Here is a 15311-nt window from a genome sequence, read left to right as displayed (position 1 = left end):
AAAGGCTCGACCGGTATTCGCCGGTCGAGCCTTTTTGTTTCATCTTTGCTGCACTTACTGGCGATGCCGCTCTTCGTGGCCGCCCTGCGGCGGCGGGTTGCTCGGACGCGGTGCCTCGACGTGCGGCGCCGGCTGCGGCCGTGGTTCCATCCGGGGGGCCGGCATCGACGGGCGCGGTTCCATGCGGGGCGCCGGCTGCGGCTGCGGACGCGGCTCCATACGCGGCGCCTGCGGCTGCGGACGCGGCACGTCGTGCACCGCGGGCGCCGGCGGACGGTACTCGTTCACGCGCGGCGGCGCGACCTCGCGATGCGGCGCCGGTTGAGCGAAGTCCGGGCGCGGTTGCGGCGTGGGGGCGGCCCGTTCCGGTTGCGGCTGTGCATGCCGTTCCGGCGTCGGGAAATCGGGGCGCGGACGCGGTTGCGGAATCTGCGCGGTATGGTCGGACTGCGGTTGCGGCAGCGCGCGCGGCGCCTCGTTGCGGCCGCCGGGTGGCACACCCTGCGGAGCCGGCACGCGGTCCGGATGCGGCACCGCGGCACTGCGCACGGGCGGCAGCGCATTCTGTCCTGCCGCGTGCAGCGCGGTGGGCGGAGCAGGGCGCTGACGCTCCATCGGCGTGTGCGGCTGCATCCACGCGGGCGACGGCGCGTTGGCTGCGTGCACATTGCCGGTCCCTGCCGGAACGTTGTCCGCGCCCGGCGGATGCGGGACGCCATTACCGGGCGCGAACGCCTGATGCGGCATCGGGTTGCCGGGCGCCGGCGGCGTGCCGCCGTTGGCGAAACGCGGTGCATTGGGCGTTTCGCCGTTCACGGGCCGCGCGACATTCGGCATGCCCGGCGTCGGCGCGCCCGCCCGCCCGGCCTGCTCGCCGGCCGGCTGGCCTTCGCGCGGCGCGCGGGCCGGCTGCACGACGGGGCCGTGCGGATTCACGAGCTGCACGTTGTGCATCGCCCATGCACCGCCGCCCGGCTTGCCCGGCACGCGGACCGGACGAGCCGTATAGTCGGCCGGCACGTTCGTCTTCACGACGGGCGCGCCGGCACCCGGCACGCGCCCGCCTTGCTGCGCGAGGTGGGCGGCGGCCTGGTCGCGATACGCGGCCGGCACGGCCGGATTGCGCGTCGCGACGTACGGGTGCTGCGCGATCGCCGCCGGCGGACGGTAGCCGGCATTGCGCAGCCCGCCGGTGAAGCTCTGGCGCACCGGCGCGATGCCGGGCGTGCCCGGCGTGACGTGCGCATTGCGCCATTGCTGCGGATCGACGTGCTGCGAGAAGTGCGCGACCGGCTGGCCGTGCACGAACGCGGAGGCCGGCACGGCCGTGATCGCGTGCGGCGCACGGAAGTTCACGTACGTCTTGTTGATGTTGGTGATATTGGTGATGTTCGTCACGTTCACGGTCTTGTTCACGTTGACGTTGTTCACCACGATGTTGCGGTTGACGCGGTCGTAGTAGTGCGGGCTCCAGCCGCCCCAGCCCGGATGCCACGGTTCGCCCGGACCGAGCGCGAACCATGCGCAGCCGGCCGCGGCGACGCCGCCGACCGTGAGCGCGACGCTCCAGTCGGAACCGCCGCCGCCCCCGCCGCCCACGAACGCGACGAGCGCCGGCGCATAGACGGGCGGCTGGCTGACGACCATCGGGCCGGGCACCCATGCCCAGCTGTCGTCCACGTACGCCCAGCGGCCGTAGTGATACGGCGCGAAGCCCCACGGCGCGTCGTCGACCCAGGTCCAGCCCCACGGCGCCTGCCAGATCCAGTGGCCGTCGTGATACGGCGCCCAATCGGCCGGCCTGTCGTTCGGCACCCATACCGCGCCGTAATTCGGGGTGTCGCGCCACGTGCCGTTCGCGTCGAGATCCTGGTAGCCGGGAACGTCGCGGGACACATAACGGGCCGACACCGAACGTGCTTCGGCTGCGTCGCGGCTGGCGGCCCACTGGTCGAGCGCGTCCGGGCCCGGTGCGGCCGATTGCTGCGCGACCTGCAGGTCGGTGCCCGTGAACACCACCTGCTGCCCGGGCGACAGCGGATACTGGCCGTTGCTGCCGTAGACGGTCGCGCTGCCGCTACGCATCGTCACCGTCGTGCTCGCGCCGTTCGGCGCGACATCGACGCGATAATCGCCGGGGCCCGCGATGCCGAGCGCGAGGTTCGGCGTGTCGATTTCGTACGATCCGCCGGCCGGCAGATCGCGCACGTGCGTCGACACGGTGCCGAGCCCCACCTTCAATTGCGTCGTCGTGTCGTCGAGGTTCAGCACCGACAGGCTCGTCGATTCGCCGAGCCGCACCGCGGTCGAGCCGATGTGCAGTTCCGAGCGCGCGCCGGCATCGTTCCAGAGCTGATCGCCGGTCGTCAGCGGCCGGTTCACTGCCGCATACGACCATGTGTCGGTGCCGGCCGGTTCGGTCGTCACGGCGCCCGACAGGTAATTGAGCCGCGCGACGCGGCCGGGCGGATCGCCGCCCGGTTGCCGTGCCGCGGCCATATTCGGCGGCGCATCGGCCGATTGCGCGAAGGCGGGCGGCAGCGCCGCCAGCGCGACGAACGCGAGCAGCGTGTAGCGGGCGGTGCGCTTGAGCGTGAACAGGGTGGCCATGGTGAGCGTCATCGTTGTGATCGCGGCGCGTCGATTCGTGCCGTCCAGTTCACAATATCCGCTTGGCCTGTTTCAAGGCACGGTGTTTTGTAAGTCGAAGGGCACGCGATGTAACAAAACCTGTCCATCGCGCGCCGTTGTCGTGCAGCTGCAATGCCGGCGTCAAGCGGACGTAAGCCACGCGTCGAAAACCTGCTGCCCGGGCACCGTGACGCGCAGCACGCGCGGTCGGGCAGCGCGCTCGATCCAGCCGTGCGCGCAGAAGCTTTCGAGCAGCGCCGCGCCGAGGGCGCCGCCGAGATGCGAGCGCCGCTCGCTCCAGTCGAGGCAGCCGCACGCGAAGCGGCGCCGGCGCGTGCGCTGCTGCGCGACGTCGATGCCCCATTGCGCGAGCGCTTGCGTGCCGAGCTCGGTGGTCTCGATCGCGTCGCCGTCTGCAAGCAGCCAGCCGCGTGCGGTGAGGCCGTCGAAGATACGTACCGCGAGCTCGCCGGCCATGTGGTCGTAGCAGGTGCGTGCATAGCGCAGTTCGGCCGGGACTGCGCGCGACGGCGGCGGAACCGGGCGATGCGGCGCGGCCGCGCGGGCGACGTTCGCGAGCGCTTCGAGCGAGGCCGCGATGTCGGCCGACGCGATGCGGTAGTAGCGATGCCGGCCGCGCACGTCGAGGGCCAGCAGGCCGCCCTCGGTCAGGCGCGCGAGGTGCGCGCTGGCCGCGGACGGCGACAGCCCCGCGATCATCGTCAGTTCGCCGGCCGGTCGCGCGCTGCCGTCCATCAGCACCCACAGCATCGCGGCGCGGCCGGGGTCGGCGATCAGTGCGCCGATGCGGCTCAGGCCGGGAAAATGGTGGTCGTCTTGATCGGTCATCGTCGTGTCTCGTCGAGCGGGATGAGGGGCAGTGTAGTCGGTGCGCGCATTCGATGTTTCGCTTCCGGATGAAATGTCGGATGCAGCAGCGGCGCCCCTGCGCGGACCGGACTGCGGCCCGTTGCAGCGCACGCGTAGAATGGCCGGACGCGGCGGCAGCGGGCCGCCGCATGGGACGCGATGCAACGATGAAGACGATTTTCTGTGTGTTGGCGGCCGCGTTGGTTTGCGCGGCCTGTGCGCAGGGTGGCGCGGGCGCGACCGGCGAGCGCGGCGGCAGTATCGAGATGTACGGGACGATCGACCAGGGCATCACGGTGCGCCGCTGACCGGCGCCGATCCGCGCGCGAGCCGGCATGGCCGCCGCAGCCCCGCCACGCGGGGCTTGCCGCGACGCGTTGCCGCAGTGCAACGTATAATGGCCCGATTACAGCGCCCCTGCCGCCTGGAGCCAGAACAATGCCCCAACCGTCCCCCGTGCCGGCTGCCCTCGACCGCACCGAAACCGTATTCCGCTTCCTTGCCGAGCCTTCGTCCGTGAACTTCGGCGGCAAGGTGCATGGCGGCGCGCTGATGAAGTGGATCGACGAGGTCGCGTATGCGTGCGCGGCCGTCTGGTCGAGCCGCTATTGCGTGACGGTCAGCGTCGGCAACATCCGTTTCCAGCGTCCGATCCTGGTCGGCAATCTGGTCGAGCTGAAGGCGCGCGTCGTCGCGACGGGCCGTACCAGCATGCACATCCACGTGTCGGTGCACGCCGGCGATCCGAAGGGCGGCGTGCTGCGCCAGACGACCGATTGCCTCGTCGTGTTCGTCGCGGTCGACGAGAACGGCAACCCGGTGCCGGTGCCGCCGTTCGTGCCCGAAACCGACGAGCAGCGGGTGCTGGCGAAATACGCGGCCGACGTGCGGGCCGCGCTCGACAAGATCGTCGAGATGAAGCCGGAAGAAGTCGCGAAGGGCACCGTCTGAGTGCCGCGGGCGCCGCGCTCATTGCGCCGCGCCCGTCGTCCTGCCGTTACCGCGTCCCGATCATCTGCTCGGGGCGCACCCATGCATCGAATTCCGCCTCGGTCAGGTAGCCGAGCGCGAGCGCGGCCGCCTTCAGCGTCGTGCCTTCCTTGTGCGCCTTCTTCGCGATCTGCGCGGACTTGTCGTAGCCGATGTGCGGATTGAGCGCCGTCACGAGCATCAGCGATTCGTTCAGCAACAGGTCGATCCGCGAGCGGTTCGGCTCGATGCCCACCGCGCAGTGATCGTTGAAGCTCTGCGCGCCGTCGGCGAGGAGCCGCACTGACTGCAGCACGTTGTGCGCGATCATCGGCCGGAAGACGTTCAGCTCGAAATTGCCGCTCGCGCCGCCGACGTTGACCGCGACGTCGTTGCCGAACACCTGGCAGCACAGCATCGTCACGGCTTCCGACTGCGTCGGGTTCACCTTGCCCGGCATGATCGAGCTGCCCGGCTCGTTTTCCGGAATCGACAGCTCGCCGAGCCCGCAGCGCGGCCCGCTCGCGAGCCAGCGCACGTCGTTCGCGATCTTCATCAGGCTGGCCGCGACCGTCTTCAGCGCGCCGTGCGCAAAGACCAGCGCGTCGGCGGCCGCCATCACCTCGAACTTGCTCGGCGCCGTCACGAACGGCAGCTTCGCGAGCCGGCCGATCTCGTCGGCCACGCGCACCGCGAACTCCGGATGCGCATTCAGCCCCGTGCCGACCGCGGTACCGCCGAGCGCGAGTTCGTACAGGTGGGGCAGCGTCGATTCGACGTGACGGATGCCCTGGTCGAGCTGCGCGACATAGCCGGAGAATTCCTGGCCGAGCGTGAGCGGCGTGGCGTCCTGCAGGTGCGTGCGGCCGATCTTCACGATGTCGGCGAACGCCTTCGACTTCGCGTCGAGCGTCGCGCGCAGCGTGCGCAGCGCCGGCAGCAGGTGATTGACGATCGCATACGCGGCCGCGACGTGCATCGCGGTCGGGAACACGTCGTTCGACGACTGGCCGCGGTTCACGTCGTCGTTCGGATGAACCTTGCGCGCTTCGCCGCGCTCGCCACCCATCAGCTCGCTCGCGCGGTTCGCGATCACCTCGTTGAGGTTCATGTTGGTCTGCGTGCCGGAGCCCGTCTGCCACACCGCGAGCGGGAATTCGCGCGGATGCTTGCCGGCGATGATCTCGTCGGCGGCTTCGATGATTGCGTGCGCCTTGTCGTCGGCGAGCACGCCGAGCGACTGGTTGACGGCCGCCGCGGCGCGCTTGACGATCGCGAGCGCGTGGATCAGCTCGGGCGACTGCTTTTCCGTCGAGATCCGGAAATTCTGCAGCGAGCGCTCGGTCTGCGCGCCCCAGAGCCGGTCGGCCGGCACGGCGATTTCGCCGAACGTGTCGCGTTCCATCCGAACTGCTTCATTCATGATGCACTCCTCCTGGAAAGGGGAAAGGCCGCGCGTCGTCGCGCGGCATCAGACGTAATCAGACGTATCGCGAGGCCAGTCGCGCCGCTTGCGCGGCGTCTCGAGGGGTTCAGCCGACAAGCATAGCGCCGGCCGCGATTTTGCGTCGTGTCGCGCCCGGGGCCAGCGCAAGCCCGTTATCAGCGTGAACAGGCTCTAGCGCGCCACCGCGATGAGCGAGGTGGTCTTGCGGTGAAAGCGCCAGGCCATCAGCGCGGCGACGCTCGCGAGCCCGGCCGCGAGCCCCCACCACAGGCCGCGCGCACCCAGGCCCGCGTGGAATGCGAACCAGTAGCCGGTCGGGAAGCCGATGCCCCAGTAGCCGAAGGTCGCGGCGAGCATCGGGATGCGCGTGTCCTTCAGGCCGCGCAGCGCACCCGACGCGACGGTCTGCATGCCGTCGACGATCTGGAACACCGCGGCGATGCCGAGCAGCGACGCGGCGAGCGACACCGTGGCCGCGTTGGCCGGGTCGTCGAGATGCAGGTACAGGCCGACGATCGTATGCGGCGCGACGATCATCACGAGGCCCGACAGCGACATGAAGCCGACGCCGAGCGCGAGCGCGACGAAGCCCGCGTGCCGCGCGGCGACGGGCGAGCCCGCGCCGATCCAGTAGCCGACGCGCACGTTGGCCGCCTGGCCGATCGCGAGCGGCACCATGAACGACACCGACGCGACGTTCAGCGCGATCTGGTGCGCGGCGAGCGACGTCGCGCCCAGCACGCCGACCGTGAGGCCGGTGGCGAGGAACAGCGTCGATTCGACCCCGTATGTGATCGCGACCGGCCAGCCGATGCCGATCAGCTCGCCCATCACGGGCAGCTTCGGGCGCGCGGCGGTCACGAAATGGCGGAAGCGCTGCCGGCCGTGCAGCAGCCAGATCAGCGCGAGCGCGGTGAGCCAGATCGTGATCGTCGTCGCGACGGCCGAACCGAGAAAGCCGAGGCGGGGCAGCCCGAATGCGCCGTGGATCAGCCCGTAGTTCAGCACGCCGTTGACGCCGACGCCGCCGATCGACACCCACAAGAGCCGCCGCGCGGCGCCGATCGCCGGCAGGAACGCGCGCATCAGCCCGACGCCGATCAGGCTGCCGAGCGCCGCGAAGCGCAGGATGCCGGTGTATTCGCCGACGTGATGCGCGAGCAGCGGCGGCTCGTGGAACATCAGCAGGATCGGTTCGGCGAGCGACAGCGCGACGATTGCCGGAATCGCGAGCAGCACGGACAGCGCGAAGCCCGTCCAGTAGATGTGCGGCACGCGATCCTCGGCCTGCGCGCCGCGCGCATGCGCGACGCTCACGCTGACCGACGACAGCACCCCTTGCAGGATCGTCACGATGACGAAGAAGAAGTTCGCGCCGAGCCCGCCCGCCGCGAGCGAATCGGGGCCGAGCGAACCGAGCAGCACCGTGTCGGTGACGCTCATCGCCATCTGGGAAAGTTGCGCGATCGCGAGCGGCGCGGCGAGGCGCGCGGTATCGGCGGCATGACTGGACAGGGACGGCGGCGCGGCGGCCGTCCGAGTGAGACCGGAATGCGACATGGAATGGACGCTCGCGCGGGTGCGGGCCCGCGCTATATGTATTTATTGTGAGAGACGGCTAGCTTACGGCTTTATTCGTACCGTGTCGAACGCGTGCGCCGATGGCCATGTCACGGGCAGGGGGAACCCCGCGGACGCTAGGCCTCGCGTACCGCGATGCGCGTGTCGCCGAGCAGCACGACCTGGCCCGCGCGAATCTTGCAGGTCTTGCGCAGCTCGATCGCGCCGTCGACTTTCACGGCGCCGGACGCGACGATCAGCTTCGCGGTGCCGCCGCTGTCCGCGAGGCCGGTGATCTTGAGAAGGTTGTGCAGCTCGACGTATTCGCCGGTCAGCGTGAAATCCAGATTGGGCATGACGAGGAAGGTGCGCAACGCGCGGGAGGAAACGCTCCGCATCATACGGCACCGCGGGCCCGCACGCGAGCGCGGGCGGCCGCCGGCGGATGTAAAGGACTGTGAGCGATTCGTCAGCAAATGAAACGGTGGGTAACAGTCTGAGAGATTCGCGAACCGGCCGCGCGGGCCGCGGGTCTTCTGTCGTACCTGCTGCGTGTTGCGGCGGGGGACGCGACGGACCGCATCGCTGAGGTCCGGGCGCACAACTTCTTGAGGAGAATTGTCATGTCCAAGATTCGTACGATGCTGATCGGTGCCGCGCTGACGGCGTTCGCCACTTCGGCCGCATTCGCCCAGACGGGCACGACGGCGCAAGGCGCAGCCGGTGCCGGCGTGCAGGCGCAGACGCCGGCGGCAGGTGTCGGCGCAGGCGTGCAGGGCGGTGCCGGCGCGAACGCGTCGGGCAATGCGGCGGGCGGGGCGACCGATGCGGTCGGCGCGGCAGCCGATGGCGCGAAGGATACGACGTCGTCGGCCGTCCATTCGGCCAAGAAGCACACGAAGCATGCCGCGAAGTCGGCCAAGGGCCATGCGGGCTCGGCCAAGGCGAAGGCCGACGAGGCGACCGAAGGCGGCGCATCGGTCGGCGCGCAGGGCGGTGCATCGGCGCAAGGCGCCACGCAGTAAGCGGTGCCCGACGCCGTCGCGACGCTCGCCTCGAACGGCGCGTCGCGACGGCAATCGTCAGGCGGCCCGGTTCGCTTCGCGCGAACCGGGCCGTTTTCGTGGGGTGTTACGTTGCGCGGGACGAGCGCGCGGTCAGGGCCGGCGCTGGCCTTGCCCCTGTCCCTGGGCCGGCCGTACGGCGGCCGGTGTGAATACGCTGCGCAGCCACGCGGCGAGGCGCGCGAAGACGTCGTACGGTTCCTCGACGAAGATCTCCGGCTTCAGCAGCCGCAGGTATTCCATGATCTGCTGCGCTTCCTGCTTCTGGAACGAGCCGTGTGCGAGCCCGAGCCGCAGCAGCCCGCGCAGTTCGCCGAGCTTGTCGCGCGCGGTGCTGCCGACGCTCATCTCGCACGCGAGCTTGGCTTCGTAGATGCGCTGCCGCAGCGATTCCGCGAGCCGCCACGCAGGCGTCTGCATCAGTTCCTCGAGCGTCTGGATGTCCTGCGCCGCGCTCTTGATCTGCGACGCGAGCGGGTCGATCAGCGACGCGTCGCCCTGCGCTTCGGCGACGATCGCCTTCGCCCAGTCGCGGCATGCCTTCGCGAGTTCGTCGGGGGTCCATTCGGAGCGCGACGCGAAGCCGAAGCCGAATTCGCCGGCCTGCCGCATCAGGATCGCGACGACGTCCGGAAATTCCTTGTCGAGCGTGCGCTTGGCCCACGCGTACTGGCCGCCCTGCAGCATCCGCTGCACGGCGTGCTCGGTCAGCGGCACCATGTTGTCGAGCAACTTGGCGCGCAGGAAATCCTCGAACGACGGCGTCGCGAATTGCGGGTCGAGTTTCAGCGACACGCGGACAAACGCGTCGTAGTCCTTGCGCAGGGACTCGAGCGTGTCGTCCTTGAGGGAAAGGGTGATCTGGCCCATGAATCTTCTCGATGGCGGCCCGCGCAAGCCGGCGCCGGCACGGCGCACCGGGGACGGGGCGCAGCGTCGACTGACCGATGCGCGCTGGGGCCGGTAGCGGGTCTTCCTCTCCTATATCGGCGCACCGGGCGGAAACTTGAGCGCGCGCGATGGAGCGTGCGCTCAGGCGGGCTGCCAGTGCGGCAGCACGACTCCTTGCCACAGGAAGAACACCACGAGCCCGGCCGCGATCGTCACGAGCGGGCGGCGGGTCGCTGCCGACACGAGCACGGCGGCGAGCGCGCCGACGAGCTGCGGATTCCGCCAGGTCAACTCGGCCGTGCCGCCGTGCGGCGAGACGGTCATCGGTACGATGATCGCGGTCAGCACGGTGACCGGCACGAAGCCGAGTGCGGTCCGCACGAGCGGCGGGAACGTCAGCCGCTCGCCGAACAGGAACAGCGTCGAGCGGATCGCGTACGTGATGACGGCCATGCCGAGGATCAACAGCGCGTAGCTCATGATGCAGCCTCCGGGCGGGAGCCGGCGCGCTTGCGTTCGTGCAGCAGCGTGAGCGCGACGCCGATCGCGACGCCGGCGGCGACTGCACCGAGCAGCCCGAGCTTGTACGGCCAGCCCTGCCAGAAGTACGCGAGCGTGCCGGCCGTGGCGGCCGCCGCGAAGTAGCGCAGCGTGCCGAGCTGCGGGACGACGATCGCGATGAAGGTCGCCGCCATCGCGAAATCGAGGCCGAGCGACTGCAGGCCCGGGAACGCGGTGCCGAAGCCGATGCCCGCGAGCGTCCAGACCTGCCAGTTCAGGTACATCGCGAGCCCGGAGCCGAAAAAGTAGTGGGGGCCGATCGTGCCGGGCGGGTAGTGCCGGTAGTGCCCGTAGGCGACCGCGAACACCTCGTCGGTCATCAACGCGCCGAGCGTCGCGCGCCAGCGCAGCGGCAGGTGTGCGACATAGGGCGCGAGCGTCGCGCTGTACAGCAGGTGGCGCAGGTTCACGATCAGTGTCGTGGCGAGCACGACGGCGAAGCCTGCGCTGCCGGCGATCAGGCCGAGCGCGATGAACTGCGCGGAGCCCGCGAACACGGCGAGCGACATCAGTGCGCCGTGCCATGCGGCGAGCGGGCCGCCGCCGACGAGCGTGCCGAAAATCACGCCGAACGGTGCGGCGCCGATCATCATCGGAATCGTGTCGCGCGCGCCGTCGAGCCATTCGTTGAGCGGGCGGCGCGGGGGCGATGCGGGTGTCTTGTTCAAGAAGCGCTCCTCCATGCGCTGGAGGATAGCGGGCCGGTGGCGAGCCGGCTTGTATGTTCTTGCGCTCGCCCGATAGGAGCGGGGTGCCGGAGTGCCGGCCGGCGCGGGTGGCAGCGCGGCTGACGGCTACGGGAAGCCGCGCGTCAGCTTGCCTGCCAGCGCCCGGGCGGCACGCCGAACATCCGTTTGAAATGCCGCGTGAAGTGGCTCTGGTCGACGAAGCCGCTCGCCGCCGCGACATCGGCGACGGGCACGCCCGCGCGCAGCGGCGCCAGCGCACGCTGTAGCCGCAGCTGGTTGCGCCACGCATGCGGCGGCATGCCGGCCGTACGCGTGAACAGGCGCGCCGCATGAAACGGCGACAGGCCGGCCGCCTGCGCGACATCGTCGAGCGTTACCGCGGACATCAGATCGGCGGCGAGCCGCTCGCGCATCGCGTTGACGCGCGGTTCGTCGGCCGCGAGCGGCGCTGGTTGCGGCCGCACGTCGGCGTGGCGCGCGATCAGCGTCGACAGCGCGTCGAGCATCGCGGTTTCGGCGGCGAGCGGATCGTAGATGTGCGGCGTGCCGGCCGCCGGAGCGTCGGCCGGCTGCCCGGACGCATGCGCATGCGACGACAGCGCGCGCGCGCTGCCGGCTTCCAGCATCCGGTGTGCGAGCGTGAGCCGAGCCGCGAGATCGGCGTCGCGGATCACGTCGGGGGCGAACCACGGCGCATCCTGCGGGCGGCCCGCGATTGAACTGGCGAGTTCGCGGATGAATTCGACCGGCATGTAGCTGACGCGATAGCACCAGCCCTCGTCGGCGGCACGCGACCCCGTATGCACTTCGCCGGGATTGATCACGGGCACGGTGCCCGTTTCGGCGACATGGCCGGTGCCGCGATAGGTGAAGCGTTCCGCGCCTTCGAGGATCACGGGGATCGTGTACGCGTCGTGCCAGTGGGGCGCGAACGCGTGATCGCGATAGGTGGCCGTGAGGAGATCCGCGTCCGGCACGAGCGGCGTGCGCCAGTAGCGTGCGGAATCGGGAAGGCGGGTGGCGGACATGATCGGGCGCGGCAGCGGTCGAACCGACAGTGTATCGCTCGCGCGCCCGGCGGGTGCGGGCTTACTTGACCGGAATCGTCGTGCCGGCCGGCATCGGCACCGCGGTGACGGCGTTCTTCGGGCTGCCGCTGACGATGCGGTCGCTATAGGTCAGGTAGACGATCGTGTTGCGTTTCTTGTCGACCACGCGCACGACGTGCAGCGTCTTGAAGATGAACGACATGCGTTCGCTGAACACGTCGGTCTGCTGCTTGAGCGGTTCCTTGAAGCTGATCGGGCCGACCTGCCGGCACGCGATCGACGCTTCGCTCGGATCCTCGGCGACGCCGAGCGTGCCCTTGATCCCGCCGGTGCGGGCGCGCGACACGTAGCAGGTCACGCCGTTCACGACCGGATCGTCATAGGCCTCGACGACCACGCGATCGGAGCCCGTGACGCGGAAATGGGTATTGACGCTGCCGACTTCCTCCGCGTGCGCGCACGGTGCGGCGGCGAATGCGGAGAGCAGGAGGGCGACGGGGGCGAAACGGAGGAGGTGATGCTTCATCGACGGAACCGGATGCGAATGCGGGACAGAGACTCTAGCATGCGCATGAGCGGGCCACGAAAAGCGGAACGGTGGAGAGGCGGCCGGAAAAACAAAAGGCCCGTCGAATGACGGGCCTTTCGCTATTTGGCTCCCCGACCTGGGCTCGAACCAGGGACCTACGGATTAACAGTCCGGCGCTCTACCGACTGAGCTATCGGGGAATAAATCGGTACATCTGCGTGTCGTGTTGTCCAACAAAAAACCCGTCCACTTTCAACGGGCCTTTGCGTTTTTGGCTCCCCGACCTGGGCTCGAACCAGGGACCTACGGATTAACAGTCCGGCGCTCTACCGACTGAGCTATCGGGGAACAAACAACAACAGCAGAGAAACGAGATTGTATGGAGCGTTCGCTAACCTGTCAATACCTTGGAGCCGCGGCGCATAAAATTTTTTGCAGTCGCCGCCGTGCGATCAGCGCTCGAGCAGGTGCAGCTTGTCCTGCACGTCCTTCCACTCGTCCGCGTCGGCCGGTGCCGGCTTGGTCTTCGTGATCGACGGCCAGCCCTTCGCCAGCTCGGCGTTCAGCTCGGTGAACTGCTGCTGGTCGCCCGGAACGTCTTCTTCGGCATAGATCGCATTGGTCGGGCATTCGGCGACGCACACGGCGCAGTCGATGCACTCGTCCGGATCGATGGCGAGAAAGTTGGGACCTTCACGGAAGCAATCCACCGGGCACACATCCACGCAATCCGTGTATTTGCACTTGATGCAGCCTTCGGTCACAACGTGAGTCATTAAAACGCTCCTGCTTGGCGGTATATATGGGGTGGCGTTGGCGCCAAAAGCGGCATTGTAACTGAAGCGCAAAACCCGCATGACGTGGTCGGCTATCCGGCTTATATCGTTTCGTGATTAGTTTATGGGATGCGCAAGCGGATGCCTGCGCGCCGGGCACGAGCACGACGCGGCAGGGCGGCGGGGCAGTTTCACGATGGTCCGGCCCGCATTCGGGTAACATGACCGACAGACCGGGCGGCGCGCGGTGCGCTGGGGCCTGGTCACGATATTGGCGCTGCCGTCATCATGATCATCACTTCGCTGCTGGACACGGATCTCTACAAGTTCACGATGATGCAGGTCGTCCTGCATCACTTTCCCGCTGCAAACGTCGAATACCGTTTCCGGTGCCGCACGCCCGGCGTCGATCTCGTGCCGTACATCGACGAGATTCGCGACGAGGTGCGCGGCCTGTGCTCGCTGCGCTTTTCCGACGTCGAACTCGACTACCTGCGGCGGATGCGCTTCATCAAGAGCGACTTCGTTGACTTCCTCGCGCTGTTCCACCTGAACGAGAAATACATCTCGATCGCGCCGGCGCCGAAGGGCAACGGCGAGATCGACATCGTGATCGAGGGGCCGTGGCTGCATACGATCCTGTTCGAGATCCCGGTGCTCGCGATCGTCAACGAAGTCTATTTCCGCAACACGCAGCGCGAGCCCGACTATCGCGAAGGCCGCGAACGGCTGCGCGAGAAGATCAAGCTGCTCGGCGCGAAGCCCGAATTCGCCGACTGCAAGATCGCCGACTACGGCACGCGCCGGCGCTTCTCGAAGGTCTGGCACGAGGAAGTCGCGCTCACGCTGCGCGACGGGCTCGGCCCGCAGTTCGCGGGCACGAGCAACGTGCTGTACGCGATGAAGCACGACATCACGCCACTCGGCACGATGGCGCACGAATACCTGCAGGCGTGCCAGGCGCTCGGCCCGCGGCTGCGCGATTCGCAGATCTACGGCTTCGAGATGTGGGCGAAGGAATATCGCGGCGACCTCGGGATCGCGCTGTCGGACGTCTACGGCATGGACGCGTTCCTGAACGACTTCGACATGTACTTCTGCAAGCTGTTCGACGGCGCGCGCCACGATTCGGGCGATCCGTTCGACTGGGGCGAGCGGATGCTGCGCCATTACGAGGCGAACCGGTGCGACCCGCGCACCAAGGTGCTCGTCTTCTCGGACGCGCTCGACATCCCGAAGGTCATGCAGCTGTACGAACGGTTCCGCAACCGCTGCAAGCTCGCGTTCGGCGTCGGCACCAACCTCACCAACGATCTCGGCTACGTGCCGCTGCAGATCGTGATCAAGATGGTTCGCTGCAACGGCCAGCCGGTCGCGAAGCTGTCGGATTCGCCGGGCAAGAGCATGTGCGACGACAAGGCGTATCTCGCGTACCTGCGCCAGGTGTTCGGCATCGCGCAGCCGGTCGAGGAAGACGCGTCGAAGTAGGCGCTGGCCGTTCGGCCGAAGGTGTTCGCAGCAGGGGTGGCCGGTATAATCCGACGTATTGCACGCCAACGTCACGAGGACCGTTCATGGACACTTCCGCTGCCCGTCGCCAGATCCTCGCGCGCATCCGCGCGGCGCAGGGGCGCGCGGCCGAACCCGACGCAGCGGAGCGCGACGGCGTCGCCGACTATCTCGCCCGTCATCCGGAGGGCCCGCGCCCGCCGGCGCCGGCCGACCTCGTCGCCGCTTTCGTCGACGAAGCGGGGCGCCTGTCGACCACGGTCGACGAAGTCGCGATGCTGGCCGACGTGCCTGCCGCCGCCGCCCGCTATCTTGTCGCTCATGGTTTGCCGACGCAGGCCATCGCGTGGCGTACGCTGGCTGATCTCGACTGGGTCGGCGCCGGCCTGTCGGTCGAGTGCCGCAAGCCGCGCGACGGCGATCTCGTCGGCCTGACCGGCTGCTTTTGCGCGACCGCCGAAACGGGGTCGCTGGTCTTGCTGTCCGGCCCCGACACTTACGCATCGGCCGGCCTGCTGCCGGAAACCCACATCGCGATCGTGCCGGCGTCGCGCATCGTCGCCGGTCATGAAGACGCGTTCGCGCTGATTCGCGCGGAGCGCGGCGAACTGCCGCGCGCGGTCAATTTCGTGTCGGGCCCGTCGCGCACGGGCGACATCGAGCAAACGATCATTCTGGGCGCACACGGCCCGTACCGCGTGCACGCGATCGTCGTACGGGGCGCATGACGCGCCCGCTGCATTCACCCCTACTCGAACAAGGAAGT

At 68.8% G+C, this 15311-nt stretch carries 16 protein-coding genes and 2 tRNA genes; 5 read left to right on the top strand and 13 right to left on the bottom strand.

The genetic code is table 11. The features are described from left to right. Window positions 1-54 precede the first annotated feature (54 nt). Window positions 55-2622: a DUF6600 domain-containing protein gene (locus tag HWX03_RS11370; RefSeq protein ID WP_244132628.1), complete on the bottom strand. Its 2568-nt coding sequence runs from the start codon at window positions 2620-2622 to the stop codon at window positions 55-57. A 150-nt stretch (window positions 2623-2772) separates the two neighbouring features. After that, complete coding sequence (locus HWX03_RS11365; protein ID WP_175820279.1) at window positions 2773-3480, bottom strand: helix-turn-helix transcriptional regulator; 708 nt, start codon at window positions 3478-3480, stop codon at window positions 2773-2775. A gap of 188 nt (window positions 3481-3668) precedes the next feature. Between HWX03_RS11365 and HWX03_RS11360 the strand changes: the two genes are divergently transcribed. Together HWX03_RS11360 and HWX03_RS11355 are read left to right on the top strand one after the other, a co-directional pair. Further along, a complete protein-coding gene (locus tag HWX03_RS11360) occupies window positions 3669-3809 on the top strand; it encodes a hypothetical protein (protein ID WP_174432358.1) in 141 nt (46 codons plus the stop codon). Window positions 3810-3939: 130 nt separating this feature from the next. Continuing rightward, window positions 3940-4452, top strand: coding sequence for an acyl-CoA thioesterase (locus HWX03_RS11355; protein ID WP_023475851.1), 513 nt, complete (start codon window positions 3940-3942; stop codon window positions 4450-4452). 46 nt (window positions 4453-4498) lie between these two features. Here the strand turns inward: HWX03_RS11355 and fumC are convergent, their stop codons facing one another. The 3 genes from fumC to HWX03_RS11340 all read right to left on the bottom strand — a co-directional run bounded on the left by fumC (window position 4499) and on the right by HWX03_RS11340 (window position 7833). Next, a complete protein-coding gene (fumC, locus tag HWX03_RS11350) occupies window positions 4499-5893 on the bottom strand; it encodes a class II fumarate hydratase (RefSeq protein WP_174388282.1) in 1395 nt (464 codons plus the stop codon). A 195-nt stretch (window positions 5894-6088) separates the two neighbouring features. Next, on the bottom strand, window positions 6089-7477 hold the full coding sequence (gene norM, locus HWX03_RS11345) for a multidrug efflux MATE transporter NorM (RefSeq protein WP_174432359.1): 1389 nt from the start codon (window positions 7475-7477) through the stop codon (window positions 6089-6091). A 137-nt stretch (window positions 7478-7614) separates the two neighbouring features. Further along, the gene (locus tag HWX03_RS11340) at window positions 7615-7833 is read right to left on the bottom strand and encodes an RNA-binding S4 domain-containing protein (protein ID WP_027783904.1); all 219 of its coding nucleotides are present in this window, start codon (window positions 7831-7833) and stop codon (window positions 7615-7617) included. A 267-nt stretch (window positions 7834-8100) separates the two neighbouring features. On the opposite strand from HWX03_RS11340, the gene HWX03_RS11335 reads away from it, so the two are divergent. Further along, window positions 8101-8502 (top strand): hypothetical protein, encoded by a 402-nt coding sequence (locus HWX03_RS11335; protein WP_175871300.1) that lies wholly within the window; start codon window positions 8101-8103, stop codon window positions 8500-8502. Window positions 8503-8634: 132 nt separating this feature from the next. Here the strand turns inward: HWX03_RS11335 and HWX03_RS11330 are convergent, their stop codons facing one another. The 8 genes from HWX03_RS11330 to fdxA form a co-directional block, all read right to left on the bottom strand. Next, window positions 8635-9411, bottom strand: a complete 777-nt coding sequence (locus HWX03_RS11330; RefSeq protein WP_174388279.1) for a DUF4088 family protein — start codon at window positions 9409-9411, stop codon at window positions 8635-8637. A gap of 162 nt (window positions 9412-9573) precedes the next feature. Beyond that, a complete protein-coding gene (locus HWX03_RS11325; RefSeq protein WP_175871299.1) occupies window positions 9574-9912 on the bottom strand; it encodes an AzlD domain-containing protein in 339 nt (112 codons plus the stop codon). Beyond that, a complete protein-coding gene (locus HWX03_RS11320) occupies window positions 9909-10676 on the bottom strand; it encodes an AzlC family ABC transporter permease (protein ID WP_175871298.1) in 768 nt (255 codons plus the stop codon). The genes HWX03_RS11325 and HWX03_RS11320 overlap by 4 nt, the downstream gene beginning before the upstream one ends. 128 nt (window positions 10677-10804) lie before the next feature. Beyond that, window positions 10805-11710 carry an AraC family transcriptional regulator gene (locus HWX03_RS11315; RefSeq protein WP_175871297.1) on the bottom strand — a complete coding sequence of 302 codons (906 nt, stop codon included), beginning with the start codon at window positions 11708-11710 and terminating at the stop codon, window positions 10805-10807. 61 nt (window positions 11711-11771) lie between these two features. After that, entirely contained in the window at window positions 11772-12257 is a 486-nt protein-coding gene (locus HWX03_RS11310; RefSeq protein WP_175871296.1) for a CreA family protein, read from the bottom strand. Between the two features lie 127 nt (window positions 12258-12384). Continuing rightward, window positions 12385-12460: transfer RNA gene (locus HWX03_RS11305), tRNA-Asn, on the bottom strand. A gap of 72 nt (window positions 12461-12532) precedes the next feature. After that, a tRNA-Asn gene (locus HWX03_RS11300) sits at window positions 12533-12608 on the bottom strand. 104 nt (window positions 12609-12712) lie between these two features. Then, window positions 12713-13036, bottom strand: coding sequence for a ferredoxin FdxA (fdxA, locus tag HWX03_RS11295; RefSeq protein ID WP_034183076.1), 324 nt, complete (start codon window positions 13034-13036; stop codon window positions 12713-12715). A 288-nt stretch (window positions 13037-13324) separates the two neighbouring features. On the opposite strand from fdxA, the gene pncB reads away from it, so the two are divergent. Then, on the top strand, window positions 13325-14524 hold the full coding sequence (gene pncB, locus HWX03_RS11290) for a nicotinate phosphoribosyltransferase (protein ID WP_174432365.1): 1200 nt from the start codon (window positions 13325-13327) through the stop codon (window positions 14522-14524). An 86-nt stretch (window positions 14525-14610) separates the two neighbouring features. Next, entirely contained in the window at window positions 14611-15273 is a 663-nt protein-coding gene (locus HWX03_RS11285; RefSeq protein ID WP_175871295.1) for a lactate utilization protein C, read from the top strand. The last annotated feature ends 38 nt before the right edge of the window (window positions 15274-15311 follow it).

This window comes from Burkholderia sp. BCC0397, assembly GCF_902832865.1.
Classification (GTDB): Bacteria; Pseudomonadota; Gammaproteobacteria; order Burkholderiales; family Burkholderiaceae; genus Burkholderia.
Note: the sequence above shows the minus strand (reverse complement) of the source record. Positions and strands in the feature narration are given on the sequence as shown.